Origin of the sequence: Streptomyces sp. CC0208, assembly GCF_003443735.1 — a bacterium.
GTDB classification, from domain to species: Bacteria; Actinomycetota; Actinomycetes; order Streptomycetales; family Streptomycetaceae; genus Streptomyces; species Streptomyces sviceus.
Genome location: NZ_CP031969.1, coordinates 6,413,654 through 6,429,426, shown reverse-complemented (window position 1 = coordinate 6,429,426; position 15,773 = coordinate 6,413,654). Strand labels below are relative to the sequence as shown.

Annotated in this window: 15 protein-coding genes and 1 pseudogene; 10 read left to right on the top strand and 6 right to left on the bottom strand. The window is 72.4% G+C overall.

All coding sequences use genetic code 11. From position 1 onward, the window contains the following. Nucleotides 1-44 precede the first annotated feature (44 nt). The 4 genes and pseudogenes from D1369_RS29530 to D1369_RS29515 all read left to right on the top strand — a co-directional run bounded on the left by D1369_RS29530 (nt 45) and on the right by D1369_RS29515 (nt 3,408). Nucleotides 45-302 (top strand): hypothetical protein, encoded by a 258-nt coding sequence (locus D1369_RS29530; protein ID WP_007381537.1) that lies wholly within the window; start codon nt 45-47, stop codon nt 300-302. Nucleotides 303-394: 92 nt separating this feature from the next. Then, a pseudogene (locus D1369_RS29525) lies at nt 395-1,800 on the top strand (hypothetical protein). Nucleotides 1,801-1,897: 97 nt separating this feature from the next. Continuing rightward, nucleotides 1,898-2,821 carry a zinc metalloprotease HtpX gene (gene htpX, locus D1369_RS29520; RefSeq protein ID WP_007381539.1) on the top strand — a complete coding sequence of 308 codons (924 nt, stop codon included), beginning with the start codon at nt 1,898-1,900 and terminating at the stop codon, nt 2,819-2,821. Between the two features lie 2 nt (nt 2,822-2,823). Next, nucleotides 2,824-3,408: a hypothetical protein gene (locus D1369_RS29515; protein WP_007381540.1), complete on the top strand. Its 585-nt coding sequence runs from the start codon at nt 2,824-2,826 to the stop codon at nt 3,406-3,408. Between the two features lie 10 nt (nt 3,409-3,418). Here D1369_RS29515 and D1369_RS29510 read toward each other — a convergent pair whose 3' ends face one another. Then, nucleotides 3,419-3,712, bottom strand: coding sequence for a hypothetical protein (locus tag D1369_RS29510; protein WP_007381541.1), 294 nt, complete (start codon nt 3,710-3,712; stop codon nt 3,419-3,421). A gap of 106 nt (nt 3,713-3,818) precedes the next feature. Here D1369_RS29510 and D1369_RS29505 point away from each other — a divergent pair, with 106 nt between their 5' ends. Then, on the top strand, nt 3,819-5,450 hold the full coding sequence (locus D1369_RS29505; RefSeq protein WP_007381542.1) for an alpha/beta fold hydrolase: 1,632 nt from the start codon (nt 3,819-3,821) through the stop codon (nt 5,448-5,450). Between the two features lie 37 nt (nt 5,451-5,487). Here D1369_RS29505 and D1369_RS29500 read toward each other — a convergent pair whose 3' ends face one another. Continuing rightward, on the bottom strand, nt 5,488-6,828 hold the full coding sequence (locus D1369_RS29500; protein ID WP_037899739.1) for a DUF2252 domain-containing protein: 1,341 nt from the start codon (nt 6,826-6,828) through the stop codon (nt 5,488-5,490). Nucleotides 6,829-7,090: 262 nt separating this feature from the next. Between D1369_RS29500 and D1369_RS29495 the strand changes: the two genes are divergently transcribed. After that, on the top strand, nt 7,091-8,284 hold the full coding sequence (locus tag D1369_RS29495) for a winged helix DNA-binding domain-containing protein (RefSeq protein ID WP_118082699.1): 1,194 nt from the start codon (nt 7,091-7,093) through the stop codon (nt 8,282-8,284). Nucleotides 8,285-8,333: 49 nt separating this feature from the next. Here the strand turns inward: D1369_RS29495 and D1369_RS29490 are convergent, their stop codons facing one another. Beyond that, nucleotides 8,334-8,648, bottom strand: a complete 315-nt coding sequence (locus tag D1369_RS29490; RefSeq protein WP_007381544.1) for a hypothetical protein — start codon at nt 8,646-8,648, stop codon at nt 8,334-8,336. A 165-nt stretch (nt 8,649-8,813) separates the two neighbouring features. Here D1369_RS29490 and D1369_RS29485 point away from each other — a divergent pair, with 165 nt between their 5' ends. Beyond that, a complete protein-coding gene (locus D1369_RS29485) occupies nt 8,814-9,176 on the top strand; it encodes an arsenate reductase family protein (protein WP_037899742.1) in 363 nt (120 codons plus the stop codon). Nucleotides 9,177-9,238: 62 nt separating this feature from the next. Then, on the top strand, nt 9,239-9,907 hold the full coding sequence (locus tag D1369_RS29480) for a hypothetical protein (protein ID WP_037899743.1): 669 nt from the start codon (nt 9,239-9,241) through the stop codon (nt 9,905-9,907). Between the two features lie 648 nt (nt 9,908-10,555). Here D1369_RS29480 and D1369_RS29470 read toward each other — a convergent pair. From D1369_RS29470 to glnII, 3 genes are all read right to left on the bottom strand, one after another. Beyond that, nucleotides 10,556-11,563, bottom strand: a complete 1,008-nt coding sequence (locus D1369_RS29470) for an SDR family oxidoreductase (RefSeq protein ID WP_118082698.1) — start codon at nt 11,561-11,563, stop codon at nt 10,556-10,558. A gap of 60 nt (nt 11,564-11,623) precedes the next feature. Continuing rightward, on the bottom strand, nt 11,624-12,178 hold the full coding sequence (locus tag D1369_RS29465) for a winged helix-turn-helix domain-containing protein (RefSeq protein ID WP_037899745.1): 555 nt from the start codon (nt 12,176-12,178) through the stop codon (nt 11,624-11,626). 356 nt (nt 12,179-12,534) lie between these two features. Next, nucleotides 12,535-13,563, bottom strand: a complete 1,029-nt coding sequence (gene glnII / locus D1369_RS29455; protein ID WP_007381548.1) for a glutamine synthetase — start codon at nt 13,561-13,563, stop codon at nt 12,535-12,537. 260 nt (nt 13,564-13,823) lie between these two features. Here glnII and D1369_RS29450 point away from each other — a divergent pair, with 260 nt between their 5' ends. Beyond that, the gene (locus tag D1369_RS29450) at nt 13,824-15,086 is read left to right on the top strand and encodes a sensor histidine kinase (protein ID WP_037899747.1); all 1,263 of its coding nucleotides are present in this window, start codon (nt 13,824-13,826) and stop codon (nt 15,084-15,086) included. Next, the gene (locus D1369_RS29445; RefSeq protein ID WP_007381550.1) at nt 15,077-15,730 is read left to right on the top strand and encodes a response regulator transcription factor; all 654 of its coding nucleotides are present in this window, start codon (nt 15,077-15,079) and stop codon (nt 15,728-15,730) included. Before D1369_RS29450 ends, D1369_RS29445 begins: the two co-directional genes overlap by 10 nt. Nucleotides 15,731-15,773 lie beyond the last annotated feature (43 nt).

Below are 15,773 nucleotides of genomic sequence, written 5' to 3'. Positions count from 1 at the left end.
CGTTTCTGGCACGGCTGTTCGAGAGACCGACGGGGGTAGGGGCGATGCCCGAACAGGACGACGCGGAGCGGGAGTTCGATCTCAGGTGGGCCGACGGGGCCGAGTTCAAGGAGCCGTCGGCACGGGCCCGGATGCTCGCCGCCCGTTGGAGGGAGAATCCGCCGCAACCCCAGCCGTTCCGCGCCGATCCCGGGCCGAGGACGCCTCGCCGTTCGTCCTGGCGCTCGACGGCGATCGTGCTCGGGAGTGTGGCGGCCGTCATCCTGCTACTGGGGTACGTGAACTTCCGGGCGTCGTACTAGCCGCGCCCCACAGAGGGTGAGCAGGTAAATCGCAGGGCCTTTCACGCTTGCTCCGCCTACGATCTCCGGACACATCGAGGCCGGGAGCGGGCATGGGCGGGGACAGCGGGAACGGGGCAGCGGCGGCGTTGCGCCTCGCCGAGGGGGCATCGCTGCGGGAGGCGGTCGACACGGCCGACCCGGCCGCCTGGACCGCGCTGGACGCCGGGGTACGGGAGATCACTCCGGGTCCGGACTGGCTGCCGGCCTGGGAGAGGACCGGGGCCGGACGGGCGCTGACGGAGGCCCTCACCGGCGGCTCCAACGCCCGGCCGCTCGCTGCGGGGTGGCTCGCGCTCGGTCTGTGCCACCGGCAGGGCCGGATCCGGGCGGCGGCCCTGGAGATGTCCGCCGCACGTCCCGAACTGCTCCCGCTCCTGGTCGTGCGGTGCTCCGACTGGGCACCGCCGGTGCGTGAGGACGCCCGGCGGCGGCTGGCGGAGGTGCTCGACGCGGAGTCCGCGGTACGGCTGATGCCACTGATCCTGCGCATCGGCCGCCGGGACCGGGGACACTTCGTCACCGACCTGGCCGCAAGACTGCTGCGCGCCGCGCCCCGGGACACGCTCGCCCCGCTGTGGGGTACCTCTCCCCCGCCGAGCTCGCCCGCGCCGCCGCCCGGGACACCGACACGGTCATCCAGTCCCGGTGTGCGGACGCGGCCCTGGCGGGGCTCGCGCGGAGGGGCGCGAGCGGGGAGACCGGCGACGCCTACGACGACGTACTCGAACCGCTGCTCGGTGCCCGTGGGGCGCAGGCCCGGGCGGCCGGGGTCACCGCGTTGCGGCGGGCCGGGCGGAGCGGGCGGGCCGCGGAGTTTCTCGGGGACCGGGCCGGGGTGGTGCGGGCCTGCGCCCGGTATGTCCTGCGGCAGGGTGGGGGCGATCCGCTCGCCTGGTACCGGGAGCGGTGCGGGGCGGGCGGCCCCACGCTGCCGGCCGGGGCCGTGAGCGGGCTCGCGGAGGTCGGGGAACGGGCCGACGCCGAGCTGTTGTGGGCGCTCACCTCGCACGCGGTGGCGGCGGTGCGGGCCCGGGCCGTGGCCGGGCTGCGGGCGCTGGACGTGACGGACGTGGCGCGGATGCGGGAGCTGCTCGACGATCCCGCCCCCGGGGTCGTACGCGAGGCGGCCCTCGCGCTGCTGCCCTCCGCCCGGATGCTGGACGAGCGGTGGCTGATGCGGCGGCTGGCGGCGCGGCGGCCTCGGCAGGAGCGGGTGTCCGCGTTCCGGCTGCTCAACGCGCACGAGGGGCTCGTACGGCTGCGGGCGGCCGTCGCGCTGCTCGACGATCCGGACGACCGGCTGCGGTACTGGGCCCGGCAGTCCGTGGAGCGTTGGCGTCCCACGGCCGATGTGCCGCGCGGGTCGGCGGAGGTGGGCGAGCTGCTGGACCGGGCTCGTCTCCTCGACCCGTACACGGTGCACCGGCTCAAGTGGGAGGCCGGGATCAAGGCCTGAGCCTTTGCTGGTCCTAGGGCTGATCGGGACCGCTTCATGGCCAGCGGCGGGTGCACACTGAAGGGTGGGACGAGTGCCTGACTGCGGGGTGGTGCAGATGCGGAGTCGTTTCCGGAGCGACCGGCGGCTGACCGTGCGGATGACGGTCACTATGTTCCTGCTCGGGTTGCTGTACGTGGCCTTCTTCGCCGCGTTGATCGTGTTGCTGAAGTCCTGGTTGCTGGTCGTGGGACTGATCGCCGTGATGTTCGTGGCGCAGTTCTGGTTCTCCGACAAGATCGCGATGTTCGCGATGCGCGGGAAGGTCGTGGGGCGCGAGGAGTATCCCGAGCTGCATGCGGTGGTAGACCGGCTGTGTGCCATCGCGGACATGCCCAAGCCCGTGATCGCGGTGTCCACGATGGACATGCCGAACGCGTTCGCCACCGGGCGGAACCCGGACAACGCCGTGGTGTGTGTGACCACCGGGCTGTTGCGGCGGCTGGATCCCGCCGAGCTGGAGGGTGTGCTCGCGCACGAGCTGTCGCACGTGGCGCACAAGGACGTCGCCGTGATCACCATCGCCTCGTTCCTGGGCGTGATCGCCGGGCTGATCGTGCGGTTCGCCTTCTACAGCCAGCTGTTCGGCGGGCGGAAGGACCAGAACACCGCCGTGATCTTCGCCGCCGTGATGGGTGTCTCGGCGGCCGTGTACGCGCTCAGCTTCCTGCTGATCAGGGCGCTGTCCCGGTACCGGGAGCTGGCGGCGGACCGGGCGGCGGCCCATCTCACCGGCCGGCCCTCGGCCCTCGCCTCCGCGCTCACCAAGGTCTCCGGAGAGCTCGCCCGCATCCCTACCAAGGACCTGCGCACCGCCCAGGCCTTCAACGCCTTCTACTTCACCCCTGCCACCGGCAAGGAGCCCGGCATCGAGCGGATCTTCTCGACCCACCCGTCCCTGGAACAGCGGCTGGAGCAACTGGGCCGGATCTCCTCGGAGTTGGGTGAGGCGGCGACGCCCGGGAACGGCAGGACGGACTGAGTATGGGGCTGCTGGACATCCTGCTCGGGCGCACGAAGCCCGTCGCGCCCGATCTCGACCAGCTCTTCGCGCTGCCGTCGGCGGCCGTCACACTGGAGGCGGCCGCCTCCTTCACGCCGACCGGGCGCGGGGCGGTGTGCTTCGCCACGGTCGAGGGCGCGGCCTTCGAGCAGACGCACCGGGAGGTCCAGGCCCTGCTGGACGCGGACGCCGACCGGGACGGTCCCCCGGTGCGGCTCACCAGGGACGGGTTCGGCTACTCCTGGCTGGTCTCCGAGCGCACCCCGGACCAGCTGCCGCAGCTGGTCAACGACCTGCACGCGGTGAACAGTTCGATGGAGGTCAACGGCTTCGGGCCGCAACTGCTGTGCTCGCTCGCCGGGTTCCAGGACACCGAGGGCCGTTCCCTCGCGCTGGTCTACCTCTACAAGCGCGGCACCTTCTACCCCTTCGCGCCGCTGCCCGGGGAGGGACAGCGGCGCGACAACCCGCTGGAGCTGCGGGTGAAGGCGGCACTCGCGAACGATCTACGGGTCGAGCAGGACCTGAACCGCTGGTTCCCCCTGTGGGGTGCCCCCGGTCTCTGAGCCCCCGGCCCTATCTCTCGCGCGCCTGCCGACGGGATTCCAGAGGGCGCTCGCGGCGGTACCGGCGGTCCCACCTGGCCTGCTTGTCGCGGCGGTCGCGATAGGCGCGGTAGCTGCCGGGCACGGCCCCCGAACCAGCGCCTGACGAACCGCCCGACGAGCCTCCTGACGAGGACGCCGAGGCACCACCCCGGCCGTACTGCATGTACACGAAGAGCAGGGCGACGGCGACGAGCCACCAGGTGTGGTTCCCGAAGCCCAGGATGACCAGGACGACGGTCCCGGAAAGGACGATGGTGCCCATGACGGGCCTCCGTGTGCGTGGGTGTGGTGTAGAAGCGTAGTCCCGGAGGAGCGCGCTGATGCCTGCCCTGCGCGAAGCTCTTTTCCCGCACTCTGGAGTTGACGGCATGCCCGAGCCCTTCACACAGGACCACGCCGGTGAGCGGCTTCGTGGCGTGTACGGCGGCGGTCCGACCCGGGCCACGGCCCCGACCGCCGTCCTGCTGCACGGAGCCGGCCACGCCGCCAAGGAGCGGCTCCTGCCGCTGCTCGACGAGTTCGTGGCCCACGGCTGCCGGGCGCTCGCCTTCGACTTCTCGGGGCATGGCGAAAGCTCGGGTGACCTGGCCGAGTTGAGTCTGCGGCGCCGGTTCGAGCAGGCGGTCGCCGTGATCGACGCGCATGTTCCGGGGGACGGGCCACTGGTGCTGGTCGGGTTCAGCATGAGCGGGCAGACGGTGGCGGACCTCGCGCGGCACTACGGCGAGCGGGTGGCGGCGCTGGGGCTGTGCGCGCCCGCCGTGTACGCGGGTGAGGCCTGGGGCCTGCCGTTCGGGCGCGGCGACGGGGAGTTCAGCGAGATCATCCGGCGGCCGGACAGCTGGCGGCACTCCCCTGCGCTGGAGGCGCTGCGGGCGTACGAGGGGCGGGCGGTGCTCGCGGTACCGGGCACGGACGCGGTGATCCCGCCGGAGGTGACCGAGGTCGTGCAGGAAGCGCTGACCTTCCGATCCCAGTTCACACGCCTCGAACTGCCACACTCGGAGCATCAGTTGGCCAGGTGGCTGTGCGATCACGCGGACGAGCGGCGGGAGTTGGTGGCCGCGCTGCTGACCGGCCTCGGCGACCGGGGCTGGACGGCGACACGGGGGTGGGTGGCCAAACAGCTCCCCGAGGGCCGTTCGGTCGTCGACTCGGGCTTTCTGTCGGGAGGTTGGACCTCCCAGATGCGGCGGCTCACCCTCGACGACGACACCGAGCTGGTCCTGCGGTCGTTCGTGAAGCCGTTCTTCCGGCGCCACGCCCCCGGTCTGCTGGGCCGCGAGGCCTCGATCCTGACGCTGCTCGCCGGCACCGACGGTGTTCCGGCCCCGGAGCCCGTCGCGGTCGACGCGACGGCCGAACACTGCGACCATCCCTCGCTGTTGATGTCCCGGCTGCCGGGGCGGGTACGCGTCGACGAAGAGGATCATGAACGGCGCCTCGACCTGCTGGCGGCTCAACTCGTACGCATCCACCGGGTCGTTCCCGGGGAGCGGCCGCGCACCTACCAGGCATGGACCTGGCCGGAGAAGGTGCAGGGGGTGACGGGCCCGCTGTGGGAGCGGGCCGTGGACGTGATCCGCCGGGACCCGCCGCCGTACGAAGGCTGCTTCCTGCACCGGGACTTTCACCCCGGGAACGTGCTGTTCACCGGGGTGGGCACCGAGCTGCGGATCAGCGGGGTGGTCGACTGGGTGGAGACCTCCTGGGGACCGGCCGACCTCGATGTGGCCCATTGCTCCACGGCCCTGGCCCTGCTGCACGGCCCCGAACACGGCCTCGCCTTCCGGCAGCGGTACGAGGCGCACGGCGGACGGAGGCTCACGGACGGGCCGGACCACTTGTACTGGCGGCTCCTCGACGCGCTCGCCTACTGCCCCGACGCGGCGAAGCTCGCCGGACCGTGGCGCGAACTCGGACGCACCGATCTGACGCCCCAGGTGCTGGGCGGGCGGCTGGAGGCCTATGTGCGGGAGTTGGTGGAGCGGTACGGGTGAGCGGGAGCGGTACGGGTGAGCGGGCGGGGGCCGGGGGTCACTCGCCCGGGGCCGCCCCCACGACGCCTGCCGCGATGGCGGCGCACAGGGCCGCGTGGTCGGACGTGGTGCGGGCGGCGTAGGCGAGTGCGAAGTCGGCGATCGCCTGGTCGAAGGTGTCGGAGCCGCCGAGGTACGCGGCGATGGCGATGCGGTCGCCGGAGCGGGCGTGGGCCCGGGCCAGGGTGGTGCCGCACAGGCGGGCGTAGGCCCTGAGGTCGGCCGGGGGCATGCCGGCGACATCCGCGGACCCCTTCATGTCCCGCAGTTGACGCCAGTAGAAGGCCCGCCCCTGCGGTCCGCTCATCCAGCCCAGGAAGCTGTCGCTCGTCGCCTGGAGCAGGCGCTGGCCCATGACCACACGGCGGCCGGGATGGACGTAGGGGCCGTGTTGCAGATGTTCCTCCAGTACGGACGTCCGCGCCTCCTTGATCTGCAGGAACAGCGGGTCGTCGAGGTCCCGGCCGGCCAGCAGCACGATGAAGCAGCGCATGCCGACGCTTCCGACGCCGACGACCTTGCGGGCCGCGTCGACGAAGCGGTAGCGGTCCAGGAGCAGCCGGCGTTCGTCGGAGAGCGTGGAGCGGTAGTCGCTGAAGATCTTGCGCAGGCCGGCCAGGTCGGGGCCGCCGGCCGGTTCGAGGAGCGGCGGGTCGTGAATGATGCGGCGGCGGCCGTCGACGACCTCCGTGAGCTTGCCGAGGGCGTGGAGGCTGGTGCGGCGGCGGGCGCGGGTGAGGCTGGACTCCACGCGCCGGCGACGGCGGCCGGAGCGGACGAGGGGCAGCAGGCTGTCGGCGTCGACGCCCGAGTGCCAGACCTCCAGCTCACCCATGCGGGCCAGCCGGCGCATGGCCGTGCGGTACGCGGTGACCGACTCCCCGGCCGCCCGGTGGGCCTTGTCCTCGCTGTGCCCGTTCTCGCGGGCGGCGACGGCGACGCTCGCGGCGAGCCGTTTGACGTCCCACTCGAAGGGGCCGGGGAAGGTCTCGTCGAAGTCGTTGAGGCCGAAGAGGAGGGAGCGTTCCGGAGAGGCGTACAGACCGAAGTTGAGCAGATGGGCATCGCCGCAGAGCTGCACGGTGAGGCCGGTGTGGGGCTGGGCGGCGAGGTCGGCGGCCATCACGGCGGCCGCGCCGCGCAGGAAGGCGAAGGGGGAGGACGACATCCTGCCGTACCGGATCGGCAGCAGTTCCGTGAGGCGGTCGCGGCCCTGGCGTTCCAGCACGGCCACGGGGTCGGGGCGGTCGGCGGAGGGGATCCAGCCGGCGTGGGCGGAGCGGGGGACGCGTTTGCGGGCCGCGCGACCGCGGTCCTGTGGAGTGCCGGGGATGTTCATGTGCCGGGTCTCTGCGTCACGCTCGCCTCCTGGTCGCCGGTGTCCTTCACCTCCTCTTCGCAGTGAAGGGCCGGAGGGGGACGGTGCGCATGCCGGGTACGGCAATCGGGTGACATGCGCTCCGTCGGAGTGCGGCGATGTGTCGCCGTTCGTCTGCGGTGCCGTCGTGGCCGGTCGCGCCCGGGCGGAGGTAGCCGCACATCCAGTACAGCCCCGCGCCTCTCTGGGGCGCGTTGTCAGTGGCCTGCGTCAAGATGGGCCCATGGGTGCTGGGGAGCGGTACATCGGGGTGGACGAGCGGCGGGCTCGGCTGGCGTTGCGGCATCAGCTGGCGGGCAGTGCCCGCGTGGGGAGTCCCGAGGAGGTGGCCGACGCGCTGGTCGCGCTGCACGGATCCGACCCCGCGACCGTGTACCTGGCGGTCGGCGCGCGGCTCGTGGACCCGGGTCGGACCGTCGCCGAGACCGAGCGGGCGTTGTACGAGGACCGGTCCCTGGTGCGGATGCACGGCATGCGGCACACCGTGTTCGCGTTCCCGACCGAGCTCACCGCCGTCGTGCACGCCTCGACCGGTCTCACGGTCGCCGCGCGGGAGCGGGCCGCGCTCATCAAGGACATGGCGAAGGCGGGTGCCCCCGACGCGACCTGGCTGAAGGAGGTCGAGGAGTCGGCGCTGGCCGCGCTCGCCCGGCGTGGGCAGGCCACGGCGTCGGAGCTCACCGAGGACGAGCCGCGACTGCGGGAGCAGTTCGTGTACGCGGCCGGGAAGAGCTACGAGGGCGTCCACACCGTCGTGAGCCGTCTGCTGAGGGTGCTCGGCGTGGAGGGCAAGGTGGTGCGCGGGCGGCCGCTCGGCACCTGGATGTCCTCGCAGTTCCGCTGGGCGGTGGCGCCGCCGCATCCCGAGCTCGATGTGGCCGGGGCCCAGGCGGAGTTGCTGCGGCGCTGGCTGGCGGTGTGCGGGCCGGCCACGGAGGCGGACCTGAAGTGGTGGACGGGCTGGAAGGTGACCGAGGTGCGCCGTGCTCTCACGGCGATCCGCGCGGTGCCGGTGACCGTCGACGAGGGTCCGGCCCACGTCGTGGACGGCGACGACGGTCCGGTCCCGGAGCCCGCGGAGCCCTGGGCCGCGCTGCTTCCCGGACTCGATCCGACGGCGATGGGCTGGCAGCAGCGGGACTGGTATCTGGCGCCCGCCCTGCGGCCCGCCCTGTTCGACCGCAGCGGCAACGTGGGACCGACGGTGTGGTGGAACGGGCGGGTGGTGGGCGGTTGGGGTCAGCGGCCCGACGGGGAGATCGTCTGGCGGTTGCTGGACACCGAGGGCGTGGGGCGCGAGGCGGAAGCGGCCATCGCGGTGGAGGCCGCCCGGTTGCGGGAGTGGGTGGGGGCGACACGGGTGCGGCCCCGGTTCCGGACGCCGCTGGAGAAGGAACTGGCCGAACCCGCGGGCTGACCGGAACGCCGGGCGCCCCGTGGAACAGGAGGGCACCCGGCGCCACGGCCTACCGCGAGTAGCGCATCAACGCCCGCACCATGTGGCACGTCGTGTCCGACGGTGGGTGGACGCCGATCATCTCCGCCGCGTCCCGGATCGTCTCGTTGCGCGCCTGGTTCGGCACGTAGACGCCGGAGTCGAGCAGGGCGATCGCGAGCCGCATCGCCTTGAGACGGCGGTTGTGGGTGACATACCACTCGCGGGGGCGGCCCGGCGGCAACGGGCGCTTCTCCACGGGGGTGTACGGCAGGTCGAGCAGCACGGGGTGCTTCGCGGTGGACTGGGTCGGGAACGGCTTCGGCTTCAGTGCGGCAGCGGGCACAGGCATCCTCCTGTCGCGGTAAGGACGACGGCCGGGGGCTCCGGCGACGCCCTCGAACACTGGTTTTATTCTACCGCCCGGCACTGACAAAAGCCCCTGGCCACAAGGGCTTTCGGGGGTGCTGTGACGCAGGTGGAAGACGGGTTTTCGCGTACCGTGGGTGCCATGGAGATCTGGATCAACCCGGCCTGTTCGAAGTGCCGCAGCGCGATGAGCCTGCTCGACGCGGAGGGGGCCGAGTACACCGTCCGCCGCTATCTGGAGGACGTCCCGAGCGAGGACGAGATCCGCGAGGTGCTCGACCGGCTCGGCCTCGAACCGTGGGACATCACCCGCACCCAGGAGGCCGCCGCCAAGGAGCTCGGCCTCAAGGAGTGGGCCCGGGACGACAGTTCGCGCGACCGCTGGATCGCCGCGCTCGCCTCCCACCCCAAACTCATCCAGCGTCCGATCATCACGGCGGACGACGGCTCGGCGGTGGTGGCCCGCACGGAAGACGCCGTACGGGATGTCTTGAAGAAGAGTTGAGCACATCCGTTCGGTATCTCGTACATAGCGGCGTACGCTTCCCTACTTCTCAGGAGGCGCGAATGTCGCGCAGGAGAACGCTCGGTACGAAGAAGAAGGTCGCGCTGCTGGTGAGCGCGGCGGCGGTGGCGGGTGGTGGGGCCTTCGTGATGGCCGGCACCTCAAACGCCTCGCAGAGTCCGCAGACGGCGGCACAGTCGACGGTCTGCCAGGGTCTCGCCACCGCGCTCGGCAACAACCAGCGGTTCATCGAGGGGCAACGGGCCGAACCCGACGCGCAGTCGGCGGCCCGGATCGCCAACCGGGAAGCGGTGATCGCGCAGATCAAGGTGCAGCAGAAGGCGTCCGGTTGTGTGGTCGGGGAGTCGGCTCAGGGCTCCCAGGCCGCCGCGGGACAGCCCTCGCAGGCCGCGCCCCCGTCGGCACCCGCCGTCTCCCAGGCCCCCTCGACGGGGAACGCCGCCCCCGGGAACGCCGTCTCCGGGCAGCAGGTGTGCAAGGGCTCGACCGTCACGCTGTCCGGCGAGGCCGGTGCGCCTGCCGCGTCCAGCAACCAGTTCCCGGCCGGTACGACGTTGAAGGTCACCAATCTGGACAACAACAAGTCCACCACGGTGAAGGTCACTTCGGTCTCCGGCAGCTGTGTGCTGCTCAACAACGCGGCCTTCGAACAGGTACGGGAGCCCGGCAAGTTCCTCATCCGCCGGGCCGTGATCGAGAAGGTGGGGTGAGGCTGTTCGCGCCCTTCTCCTAGGAACTCGCTGAGGCGGCAGGCGAGTTCGGGAGGTGCGGACTGCGGCAGCGCGTGGTGGGAGACACCGTGGACCACGCCGGTCTCCGCCCGCGGCGGCAGTCCGCCCGCCCGGGCCGCCACCTCGTAGGCGTCATGGGTCCTGCTGCTCGCGGCCACGAGCAGCAGGACCGGCGTTTGCAGGGTGCGCAGTGCGTCCAGGGCGGGGGGGCGGGAACGGGTGACCGGCCTGGCGGCGGGGAAACCGGCGGCGGCCTCCTGAACGCCGAGCCAGTCGTGATCCAGGCGGGCTCCACCCGCCTCGTAGACCGGGGCGGCTCCCCGGGTCTCTTCCGGCCCGGCTCCCGGCTCGGTGCCCCGCCCGGCTCCTGACCCGGCGCCCCGCCCACCGCCCACTCCCGGCCCGCCTACCTGCCCGGCTCCGGCTCCGGCTCCGGCTCCCGGTGCCCACTCCCTGCCCGGCGCCCCGCCCGGCGCCCGCTCCCAGCCGGCTACCGGCCCGCCTACCGGCCCGGCCCCGGCTCCCGGCCCGGCGCCCGCTACCGGCCCGGCCCCGGCTCCCGCGCCCGCGCCCAGCCCGCCTCCCAGCCCCGGCGCTCCGCCCGGCGCCCGCCCCAGCCCCCGCTTCTCAGCCGCGCCCCGCCGCCGCCAGCGCCTTCGCCTCTGTCTCCTCGTCGATGCCCAGCACCGGGCGGTCCGGGCGCTGTGGTGCCACCCCGCCGATCTCCCCCAGCCAGCTCCAGGTGTCGGCCACCGTCTCGGTGACCGGGCGGCAGCGCAGGCCCGCGGCGGCGGCCCGGGAGGTGTCCCCCTCGTGCAGGGAGGTGTGCAGGTCGGTGTCCGGCGGGACCCACACCGGCAGGCCGGTCCACGGGGCGACGCCCGCGGCGAGGACGGTGTCCGGGTCGGTCCAGCACAGCTCGGCCGTCGAGCCGGTCACGGTCACGCAGGCGTCGAGGAGTTCGGCCATGGTGGTGTGGCCGCGCGGGCTCACCAGGTTGTAGGAGCCGTTCAGCCCCGCCGCGGCAGCGCTCAGCGTCCACTGGGCCAGGTCGCGGACGTCGACGTACTGCAGGGGAAGGTCCCGTGGTCCCGGGGCGAGGACCCGGCCGCCGCGGGCGATGCGGCCCAGCCACCACGGCAGGCGGCCGATGTTCTCGTACGGGCCGAGGATCAGCCCGGCCCGGACGAGGAGGGAGCGGTCCGTGCCGAAGGCGTCCAGGACGGCCAGTTCGCCGCCGCGTTTGTCCCGGGCGTAGTCGGTCGCGTCCGCGTCGGCTGAGGCTCCCTCGACCACGGGAGCCTCCTCGGTGTATCCGGCCGGCTGCGGCCAGGTGTACACCGAGCAGCTCGACACGTACGTGTACCGGTCGGCGCGGTCCCGCAGCAGCCGCGCCGCGTCCCTGACCGCCCGGGGCGCCGCCGACCAGGTGTCCACGACCAGGTCCCAGGGGCCCCCGTCGGCCAGGGCGGTGAGGCCGTCGGGCGCGGTGCGGTCGCCGTGCAGCGACCGCACCCCGGCCACGGGCGCGTGCCGTCCCCGGTGGAAGACGGTCACGTCCCAGCCGTGCGCCAGGGCCGCCTCGGCGACGGCCCGGCCGACGAACTCCGTACCACCCAGCAGAAGAAGTCTCATGCCGGTGACTGTGCCCGCCGGCGCGGCGCGGGGGAACCCGGATCTGCCGTGGGCAGAGGGTCAGTCGCCGGTCGGCGGGGTGTACTTGTAGCCGACCCGCCGCACGGTCTGGATCGCGCCCCGGAAGTCCGCGCCCAGCTTGCGGCGCAGCCGGGCGATGTGGACGTCGACGGTACGGCCGTCGCCCACGTGGCCGTATCCCCAGACCGTGGTGACCAGCTGGTCGCGGGTATGCACCCGGTGGGGGTTCTGGACGAGGTGGGCGAGGAGCTCGAACTCCAGGTAGGTGAGGTCGAGTTCGCGGCCGTTCACCTCGGCGGTGCGCTGCACGGTGTCGATCCGCACGAGGGGCGCGTCGGCGTCCGTGACCGTCGGTTCCGGCCGGAAGGGCTGGTGCTGGTCGGCCGGGACGAGCACCAGGTAGCCGATCATCGGGGGCTGGCCCGGCAGGGTGGGAAGGGTGTGCTGGGGAGCGGGCAGCCAGGTGGCGCCCGGCGGAAGGAACTCCGCCACCTGTGGGACCTCGTCCGGGCCGACGGCTCGGAGCCGGTGCCGTGCGCCGTTCTCGGACGGGGTGGGGAGGGTGGCGGTGGAGAGGGTACGAGTGGTCGCCATGAGGTCAGCTCTTTCGCGCGAGAGGATCGTCGGAGGACGTACGTCTGCGCGCTGGCCGAAGGCCGGGATGTACGGCTTTAGAGGGCCGGCGCGTTCGTCGCGCGGCAACACACCCGGTCGAAGTCATGGTGCTGACGGGAAGGCCAGAAGGGCTCGAGGTCATGGCGACCCGTCGCGCTGCACTTCCGGTAGCTGGCCATGAGCTCATTGAACCAGACGTCGGCCGACAACAGGAGCCTCCTCTCACTGCTCGGACAATTCCTTGGCGTGAAATTGGCGTGGCACCTGTGCGGCGCGACGCGCCGAGGGGCGCCCACCGTGGCCGGTGGACGCCCCTCGGGGTGCAGCAGCGGGGATCAGACCTGGCCGGCCTTCTCCAGCGCGGAGCAGCAGGTGTCGACGATCAGCCGCGTCACGACGTACGGGTCGACGTTGGCGTTCGGGCGGCGGTCCTCGATGTAGCCCTTGCCGTCCTTCTCGACCTGCCACGGGATACGGACCGAGGCACCGCGGTTGGAGACGCCGTAGGAGTACTCGTTCCACGGGGCGGTCTCGTGCAGGCCGGTCAGGCGGTCGTCGATGCCGGCGCCGTAGTTCTTGACGTGGTCGAGCGGCTTGGAGCCCTCACCGAGCGACTCGGCCGCGGTGATGATCGCCTCGTAGGTCTCGCGCATCGCCTTGGTGGAGAAGTTGGTGTGCGCGCCCGCGCCGTTCCAGTCGCCCTTCACCGGCTTCGGGTCCAGGGTCGCGGCGACGCCGAAGTCCTCGGCGGTGCGGTAGAGCAGCCAGCGGGCCACCCACAGGTGGTCGGAGACCTCCAGCGGGGAGACCGGGCCGACCTGGAACTCCCACTGGCCGGGCATGACCTCGGCGTTGATGCCGGAGATGGCGAGACCGGCCTTGAGGCAGTTCTCCAGGTGGGCCTCGACGATGTCACGGCCGAAGATCTCGTCGGCGCCGACGCCGCAGTAGTAGCCGCCCTGCGGGGCCGGGAAGCCGCCCTTGGGGAAGCCGAGGGGGTAGCCGTCCTTGAAGAACGTGTACTCCTGCTCGATGCCGAAGATCGGCTCCTGGGCGGCGAACTTCTCGGCGACCTCGGTGAGCGCGGCACGGGTGTTGGACTCGTGCGGCGTCATGTCGATGTTGAGGACCTCGCACAGGACGAGGATGTCGTCGCCGCCGCGGATCGGGTCGGGGCAGGAGAAGACCGGCTTGAGGACACGGTCCGAGGAGTGGCCCTCGGCCTGGTTCGTGGAGGACCCGTCGAAGCCCCAGATCGGAAGCTCCGCGCCCTTGGCGTCGTCCGCCAGGATCTTCGTCTTGGAACGGAGCTTGGCGGTCGGCTGGGTGCCGTCGATCCAGATGTACTCAGCCTTGAAGGTCACGGGCCACTTCCTTCGGGGGATGTGTCTACGCACTGCGGGTGCTGCGGCGCTGCGGCACTGAAACGCCGCCACTTGTTGACGCCCGCGAGCCTGTCAACAGGCGATTTCCCGGTCATTGCTCGAATGTGAACCCCGTGTTACCTGGTGGTGCTGTGGCGCGATTCACGGTGTGAGCGCGGCACAGGGTGTATCCGGCACCACCCCCGAGCGGGCGGACAGACCCAGTGCCCCGCGCCGCCCCGCTGGACGAGACTGACTGTATGACCATGCGGACGGGGAACGGCAGCTGGAGTACGAGGGTGCGGGCCATGGGTCTCGCGGCCCTACGGGGGTTCGGGCTGGCGCTGGTGACGCTGCCGGGGGCGGTGCTCGGTTTCACGCTGGCCGTGGTGTCGATCGCGCTCGTGCCGATCGGCGTCGGGCTGGTCACGACCCCGTGGGTGCTGACCGGGGTGCGGGCCCTCGCGGACTGGCGGCGGGTCCTGGCGGCCGAGTGGGGCGGGGTGCGCATCCCCTCGGCGTACCGGCCGGCGCCGAAGGACCCCAATCCCTGGACGCGCACCTTCGGGCTCCTGCGCGACCCGGCGACCTGGCGGGATCTGCGGTGGCTGCCGGTGGACATGACCGCGGGGTTCGTGACCGCCCTGCTGCCGGCGGTGTTCGTCCTCTACCCGCTGGAGGGGCTGGCGGTCGCGGCCGGACTGTGGCGGCCGCTCGCCGCGTCGGGCGGCTACTGGTACGGCTTCGTGCGCGTCGCCGACCAGACCTCCGCGCTCGCCGCCGGCGCCCTGGGCGTCGCCCTGCTGGCCCTCGCCCCGCTCGCGCCCCGTCTGCTGACCCTCCACTTCCGGCTCACCCGGGCCGTACTCGGCGCCGGACAGGGCGAGTTGGCCGAACGGGTCCGCGTCCTCACCGAGACCCGGCGGGACGCCGTGGACACCTCCGCGGCCGAACTGCGGCGCATCGAGAGGGACCTGCACGACGGGGCGCAGGCACGTCTGGTCGCCATGGGCATGGATCTCGGCACCATCGAGATGCTCCTCGACAAGGACCCCGCGCAGGCCAAGCGGCTCCTCGCGCAGGCCCGCCAGTCCTCCGCGGACGCGCTCACCGAACTGCGCGACCTGGTGCGCGGCATCCACCCGCCGGTCCTGGCCGAGCGCGGACTGGGCGACGCGGTAAGGGCGTTGGCGCTCAGGATGCCGGTCCCGACCGAGGTGATCGTGGACCTGCCGGGCCGGGCGGACGCTCCCGTGGAGTCCGCCGCCTACTTCGCCGTCAGCGAGGCGCTCACCAACGCGGTCAAGCACTCGGGCGCCGACCGGATCTGGATCGACCTTCACCACAGCGAGGGGATGCTGCGGATCACCGTCACCGACAACGGCCGGGGCGGCGCGGTGATCGGGGCCGGTTCGGGCCTGGCCGGAGTCGAGCGGCGGCTGGGTACATTCGACGGCGTCCTGGCCGTCAGCTCACCCGCGGGCGGCCCCACCATGGTCACCATGGAGATCCCTTGCGTGTAGTCCTGGCCGAAGACCTCTTCCTGCTGCGCGACGGTCTCGTACGACTCCTGGAGGCACACGGCTTCGAGATCGCCGCGGCCGTCGAGAGCGGTCCCGAGCTGACCCGCGCGCTGGCCGAGCTGGAACCGGACGTCGCGGTGGTCGACGTACGGCTGCCGCCGACGCACACCGACGAGGGGCTCCAGTGCGCGCTGAACGCCCGGCGGGACAGACCCGGGCTGCCGGTGCTGGTGCTCTCGCAGCACGTGGAGCAGCTGTACGCCCGCGAGCTGCTGGCCGACGGCAGCGGCGGGGTGGGGTATCTCCTCAAGGACCGGGTGTTCGACGCCGAGCAGTTCGTGGACGCCGTACGGCGGGTCGCGGCGGGCGGTACGGCGATGGATCCGCAGGTGATCCAGCAGCTGCTGGCCCGGAGGGCGGCCGACGACCAGCCGCTCGCCCGGATCACGCCCCGCGAGCGGGAGGTGCTGGAGCTGATGGCGCAGGGGCGTTCGAACGCGGCGATCGCAGCCAAGCTCGTGGTCACGGAACGGGCCATCGCCAAGCACACCGCCAACATCTTCGCCAAACTGGGTCTTGAGGTGTCGGACGATGACAATCGCCGCGTTCTGGCGGTGCTCGCGTTCCTGGACCGGGGCCGGTGATCAGATCCTCATTCTCTGTAACTCCTGCTGTTCAGGCGGCTGT